The organism is Catenulispora pinisilvae (assembly GCF_015356865.1).
Taxonomy (GTDB): domain Bacteria; phylum Actinomycetota; class Actinomycetes; order Streptomycetales; family Catenulisporaceae; genus Catenulispora; species Catenulispora pinisilvae.
In genome coordinates this window covers 20,733-27,001 of the sequence record NZ_JAAFZA010000141.1, presented here as the reverse complement: position 1 = coordinate 27,001, position 6,269 = coordinate 20,733, and the positions used below count along the sequence as shown (strand labels likewise).

The following is a 6,269-nucleotide window of genomic DNA, read 5'->3' as shown; positions in this document are numbered from 1 at the left end:
CCCCGGCAAGGACGGTCCCGAAGGGCCACAAAACCTTCATCTCCCGTGGAACACCACATCACGAAGCAACTACCTACACATCAGCTCCGATCCATGTTCGTGACACACTTGATCTTGCTCTTGATCTGGCTCTTGATCTGGCTCTTGATCTGGCTTGTGCTCTTGATCTTGTTCGAACCTGCTGGAGTTGAAGAGGCCTGAGGTGCGGCGGGGTCGTGAACGCGGAAACCGGCGGCCGACAAACACACCCGCCGACCCGAACCCCGAACCGGCACAACCATGACCGAAGGCCGTAAAATGCATTTAAAGCCCACAACCAAACCGCAACCCGGCCCTCAAACTCCAGCCCCGCCAAAAGAACCCGAACCCCAAGCACCCCATAGCCCGAGCCACACCACAGGCCCCTGATCCACCCGAACCGCGCCACCTGAAAGACCGACTGCGCGCGGCCTTCAGCAGCCCCAAGCAGCCCTCAGCCGCCCTCAGTCGCCTTCAGCCGCGCTCAGCAGCCCCCAGCCCCAGCCGCCCGCAGCCGCCCCCACTGAGCTCAGCTCTTCTCCTCGCCCATCCCAAACCAATCATGAATCGGCCGCACCTCAACAGCGACCACATGAAAGTCCACCACCCGCGAAGCGATCTCCCGAGCCCGCTCCGCGCTCTCGCACTCGACCACGTAGTAGGCCGTCAGATGCTCCACCGACTCCATGAACGGCCCGCTGCTCTCGCTCAGCTCAGCGTCGCGGTGCCAGCGCAGTGTGGTGGTGTCCTCGGGGGCTTGCAGGCCGGCGCCGTTCAGCATTTCGCCGGTGGCGGCCAGGTCGCGGTGGAGTGCCTCGTGGCGGGTGAAGACGTCGGCGCGTTGTTCGGGGGTCATCGCTGCGGTGGCGGTGAAGTCGGCGTACATCAGGACCATGTACTTCATGCGGGGACCCTAGCTGTCGGGTCCAACAGGCGGCGGAGGGTGTGGGCGATGGAGTCCCATTGCCACTTCTCCTCGACCCAGGCTCGGCCGCGCTCGCCCATGGCCTTGGCCTTGGCCGGGTCTTTGAGGAGTTCCACGCAGCGGGACGCGCACTGTTCGATCGAGTCGCCGGGGACGACGTAGCCGGTCTCGCCTTCGAGGACTGCTTCGGGGGCGCCGCCGCTGTCGCCGGCGATCACCGGGAGGCCGGCGGCGGAGGCCTCCAGGTAGACGATGCCGAGGCCTTCGACGTCCAGGCCGAAGCGGCGGGTGCGGCAGGGCATGGCGAAGACGTCTCCGACCGCGAACAGGGTCGGCAGCTTCTCCCACGGCACCGAGCCGGTGAAGACCACGTGGCCGGCCACGCCCTCGGCGACCGCCAGTTTTTGCAGTGCCTCTTTGTACGGTCCGCCGCTGCCGATCAGCAGTGCGGCGTTCGGCACCGACTGGCGGATCAGCGGCAGGGCCCTGATCAGGGTGTCCTGCCCCTTGCGGGGCACCAGGCGGGACACGCACGCGATCACCGGTCGGTCGGCCAGGCCCAGCGAGGCGCGCAGGTCGGCGGCGCCGGGTGGCTGGGGGCGGAACATGTCGACGTCCACTCCCGGCGTCAGCTGCACCATGCGGGCCGCCGCCGCAGGCTTCAGCGCCGAGGCGATGCGGGCCCGGTGGTACTCGTTCAGGTAGGTGACGCAGTCCACCTCGTCGGCGATCTTGCGGAGCAGGTCACGGGCCCCGGGCAGCTTGGCCCAGCCGGACTCGTGCCCGTGCGTGGTGGCCACCAGGCGCCGCACCCCGGCCTTGCGCAGTGCCGGGGCCATCAGCCCCAGTGGCGCCGCGGCGCCGAACCACACCGACTCGGCGCCGATCTCCTTGGCGATCGCCACCGCGCGCTTGGTCCGGTCCGGCGTCGGCAGCAGCATGCCGGTCTTCTCCCGGATCACGCGGTGCTTCTGCTGGGCGTCGAACTCGCGGCAGCGCGCCGGGTCGCCGTGCCAGGAGGACGCGTAGACCACGGTCTGCTCGGCGGGCAGCCGCTCGACCATGTTCTGCACGAACTGCTGGATCCCGCCGGGCCGGGGCGGGTAGTCGTTGGTGACCACGAGAATCGTCAAAGTCGGCCCTTCATGTATGAAACCCTGGCCAGAGCGCGACAGCGCGATGACTCAACGGAGTTTATCCGGTGCCGGGGCCTGCCTCTGACGCGCCGGGCCGAGCATGGCGCGGGCATGGCAGCTGGCAGAGTGTGGGCACAACGCGGGCGCAGTTTAGGATGGCACCCACCATGAGGATCGCCCGCCGCCAGCCCGTCATCCCCTGGTACGTCGGCACCCGCGTCCTGCTCTTCCTCCTGGCCCTGAACGTCCTGCCGTACTTCAACCGCGGCGCGGTGACCGGCGACGTCAGCCTCTACCACCAGTGGATCACCCAGTCGTTCGATCACGGCCGGTTCCCGCTCGACAGCCAGAAGTGGCAGTACCCGCCCGGCGCCGCCGCCCCGCTGCTGCTCCCGCACATCTTCCCCGGCAGCTACTACGTCCTGTTCTTCGTGATGTGCCTGATCGCCGACATCGCGGTGTTCTGGATGCTGCTGCGCGCCGCCGCGCGCGCCGACCCCGAGCAGCCGTCGAAGGCCGGCCCCTGGCTCTGGACCCTCGGCATCGCCGCCATCGGACCGATGGCCTACGGCCGCTATGACCTGGTCGTCACCGCGAGCGCCGTCGCCGCGCTGACCGTGACGCTGCGCTCCAAGCGCTCCACAGCCGTGGCGCGCGGCGTCCTGATCGGCTTCGGCGCGTTCCTCAAGCTCTGGCCGGCGTTCTTCGTGTTCGGGGCGCCGAAGCGCCGCAACGGACGCCTGCTGTTCGGCGTCGCGGCGGCCACCGCAGCCGTCCCCACGCTCGTGCTGGAGCTGTTCTTCCCGGGCGTGCTGTCCTTCATCACCAACCAGAAGAGCCGCGGCATCCAGATCGAATCGGTGTTCGCCACGCCGTTCGTGGCCGGAAAGTGGTTCGGCTTCTACCGGCCGATCGCGAACACCCAATACGGCGCCTACGAATTCACCGGCAGCGGCACCTCGTTCGCGGGAAAGGTGGCGCTGCTCGGAACCGTGGTCGGCTTCGCGACCCTGCTGCTGATCCGGCGGCGCGCGGCCGTGCGCGGCGGCTTCCCGTTCCCCGGCATGCTGGCCGACGTGGGCTTCACCGCCGTGCTGGTCTCGGTGGTCACCAGCCGGGTCCTGTCGCCGCAGTACCTGGTGTGGCTGCTCGGCGTGGCGGCGGTGTGCCTGACCAGGCGCGAGACCCTGATGCGGACGCCGGCCTGGCTGGTCCTCGGCGCGACCTCGGTGACGCAGCTGATCTTCCCGCTCTTCTACCACTCGCTGCGCTTCGGCCAGGTCTACCCGGGCCTGATCCTGATCAGCCGCAACGGCGCCCTGGTCGTGGCCGCACTGCTCGCGCTACGGACGCTATGGCGCGCGACGGGCCCGGACTCGGGAGTGCTGCCCTCAGGAGTGCTGCCCTCAGGAGTGCTTCTTGGCGAGGATGGCCGCGACGGTGTGCGCCTCGTCCAGGACGTAGGCACGCCACTTGACGGTGAACTCGGCGGTGGTGGTCCCGAGGACGGTCCGGAAACCGTAGTCGACGGGGTCCGCGGTCCCCGCCGGAGCAGTGCCGACCGCCTTGTAGAAAGCGACTAGCTTCGCCTGTCCGTACTTCTGGGCGATCAGCGCGCACGCCAGATTGCTGATCTGGTAAGTCCGCGAAACCGAGTCCCCGGACCCGGCGAAGTCGTCGGTCGCCGGCAACTCCTGCGGCGTCCATCCGCTCTGCGACACCGCGTTCGCCAGCTCCAGGAAGCGCCTGTCGACCGTGATCGACGAGCCCAAGTAGCCGCTGTAGTCGGCCGCGCCTTCGGAGAGCCACAGCGGCACCGCCGACGTGGTCCAGGCCCGCGTGGCGACGTGGGTGAGCTCGTGGTCGAAGAAGAACTGCCAGGCATCCGGCGCCTCGCCGTCGAAGGCATCGGGGTTCACCAACACCCGGCTGGCCGGCGCCGCGGTCAGCGCCTGCCCGCCCTCCCCCGCGGTGATGGCGACGACCCCGGTCAAGCTCCCGGGCGCGCTGTCCAACAACGTCTCGACCTGCGCCTGCGTGTTCGGGACGACCACCACCACGTCCCCCTTCCACCCGGCCGCGCCCCACACCGTCGCCGCCTTGTTCGCGGCGTGGTCGGCCAGGTCCGCGAACGGCTTCAGCCGCGCCTGACCGCCCAGCCCGATCACCAGCGACCGCGAGCCCTGCACCACCGACACCGCACCCTGGTCCCAGATCTGGGTGTCCGGATGCAACCCGGCGGCCGCGCCATCGCTCCCGGAGTCCAGCAGCCACTTCCCGCCGCGCTCCACGAAGGTCAGATAGCGGGTGTCAGTCACCGGCTTGTAGTCGACGCCGGAGAGCTCGTACGACTCCGTGACCTGGTACAGGTGCGGCACGCCGGCCTTCTTCGCCTTGCTCTGATCGGCGGCCAGCGTCATGTTCCACGAGGCCAGCGGCAACGCGGTGAGGTTGTCGAAGACCTGCGCGTCGGCGGTCTTGAAGGCGCCGTCGGCGTCGGTGGCCAGGTATGCGTCCTTGTTGTGGGAAGCTACCGCGGCACTGCGCGCCGCGAGCGTGGCGGCGGCCGCGGTCCGGACCTTCGGCTCCGGCGTCGCGGCCTGCGCCGAGCCGGACACGGCACACCGGGCGACGACGACGGCGAGCACGGCGGCGAGCACCGCCACGCCGACCCGGAACGGCCCGCTGCCCAGCCGGGACGTGGTCCCGTCTGGCCACCGCAGCCGTGGTATGCCCGCCATGACGGACCATGCTAAGCCTTGGCGCCGGACAGTCGGCGTAGTCGCCGCGGGTGGCGCTACTCGGCTTGCCGGTGGCGCTCCCCGAACGTGCCCGCGGCGTTGGGCGGGGGGTGGCTGCGTTGGCAGGGCTGGCCGCGGGCGGCGTTGCGCGGCGGCGCCGACTACCCCACCTTGACCGGCAGCTCACTCAAGCCCCGCAGGTTGATCCGGCCGTTCCACACCGGCTCCCCCGCCAAGTCCAACCCCGGGAACCGTGCCGCCATCCGCTCCACCGCGACCCGCGCCTCCAGCCGGGCCAGCGCGGCGCCCAGGCAGTGGTGCGGCCCACCGCCGAAGGCGACGTGGTTGCGGGCCCCGCTCCGCTCCACGCGGAACTCCCCGGCGTCCGGCCCCCAGTACGCCTCGTCCCGGTTCGCCGAAGCCAGCCCCGCGATGACGAACGCGCCCTTCGGAATAGCCCGCCCGCGCACCTCATAGGAGTCCAGGATGATCCGCCGCGACTGCTGCACCGGGCTGTCGTAGCGCAGCATCTCCTCCACCGCGTTGGCCGCCAGCTCCGGGCTCTGGCGCAGCTTCGCCAACTCCGCCGGAGCCCGCAGCAGCGCCAGCGTCCCGTTCCCGATCAGGTTGACGGTCGTCTCGTGCCCGGCGACATAGAGCAGCACGACCTGCGCGACCAGTTCCTCGTCCGAGAGCCGGTCGCCGTCCTCCTCGGCGGCGATCAACGCGGTCAGCAGGTCCTCGCCGGGATTCGCCCGCTTGAAGCCGATCAGCTCCCGGACGACGGCCTGCATCTCCAGCCGCGCGCGGTTGATCTCCTGCAACAGATCCGGGTCGCCTATCGGCTCCAGCGTGCGCACCAGCAGCCCGCTCAGCTCCCTGATACGGGCGTGGTCGGTCTCGGGGATGCCGAGCATCCGGGAGATCACCGCGAACGGGATCGGGAACGCGACCGCCTCGATCAGGTCCGTCGTGCCGGCGTCGGCCAGGCGGTCCAGCGAGGCGTCCACGAGTTCGGTGATGAACGGCTCCAGCGCTGCCACCGAGCGCGGCGTGAACACCTTCGACACCAGCGCCCGCAGCCGGGTGTGGTCCGGCGGATCGCGGTCGAGCATCGACATCCCGTACGCGTCGATCGTGTCCCCGGTGGCCGGTCCCGCCGACTCGATCATCGCGTCGGCCTGGAGCCGGGCCGCGCTTCCCTCATCGGCGTTGCGGTAGTCGACCGAGTTGGCGGACCGCAGCAGCGCCGAGACGTCGTCATGCCGGGACAGGACCCAGAAGCCGAACGGGTGCTCATGCACCGGCTCTTCGGCACGCAGGCGGCTGTAGGACGGATACGGATCGTCGGTGTACCCCGGCGCGAAGGGATTGAAGAGGGGTTCGAGCGGATCGAGGGGTTCGAGCGGTTCGAGATCGGTCATGCGGACTCACCTCGGATACTCAGAG

General features: G+C 69.7%; 5 protein-coding genes. 2 read left to right on the top strand and 3 right to left on the bottom strand.

Annotated elements, in window-relative coordinates; genetic code table 11:
- Positions 1–191, top strand: a 191-nt coding sequence (locus tag IZR01_RS51190; RefSeq protein WP_228560606.1) for a hypothetical protein, incomplete at its 5' end; no start/stop codon positions are given.
- A 356-nt stretch (positions 192–547) separates the two neighbouring features.
- On the opposite strand, the gene IZR01_RS31195 is transcribed toward IZR01_RS51190, so the two are convergent.
- Both IZR01_RS31195 and IZR01_RS31190 read right to left on the bottom strand, forming a co-directional pair.
- Positions 548–922, bottom strand: coding sequence for a YciI family protein (locus tag IZR01_RS31195; protein ID WP_194895681.1), 375 nt, complete (start codon positions 920–922; stop codon positions 548–550).
- Entirely contained in the window at positions 919–2,076 is a 1,158-nt protein-coding gene (locus tag IZR01_RS31190; protein WP_194895680.1) for a glycosyltransferase family 4 protein, read from the bottom strand. Before IZR01_RS31190 ends, IZR01_RS31195 begins: the two co-directional genes overlap by 4 nt.
- Positions 2,077–2,246: 170 nt before the next feature.
- Between IZR01_RS31190 and IZR01_RS31185 the strand changes: the two genes are divergently transcribed.
- The gene (locus tag IZR01_RS31185) at positions 2,247–3,662 is read left to right on the top strand and encodes a glycosyltransferase family 87 protein (protein ID WP_194925955.1); all 1,416 of its coding nucleotides are present in this window, start codon (positions 2,247–2,249) and stop codon (positions 3,660–3,662) included.
- Between the two features lie 1,319 nt (positions 3,663–4,981).
- On the opposite strand, the gene IZR01_RS31180 is transcribed toward IZR01_RS31185, so the two are convergent.
- Positions 4,982–6,244 carry a cytochrome P450 gene (locus tag IZR01_RS31180; RefSeq protein WP_194895678.1) on the bottom strand — a complete coding sequence of 421 codons (1,263 nt, stop codon included), beginning with the start codon at positions 6,242–6,244 and terminating at the stop codon, positions 4,982–4,984.
- Positions 6,245–6,269: the final 25 nt, after the last annotated feature.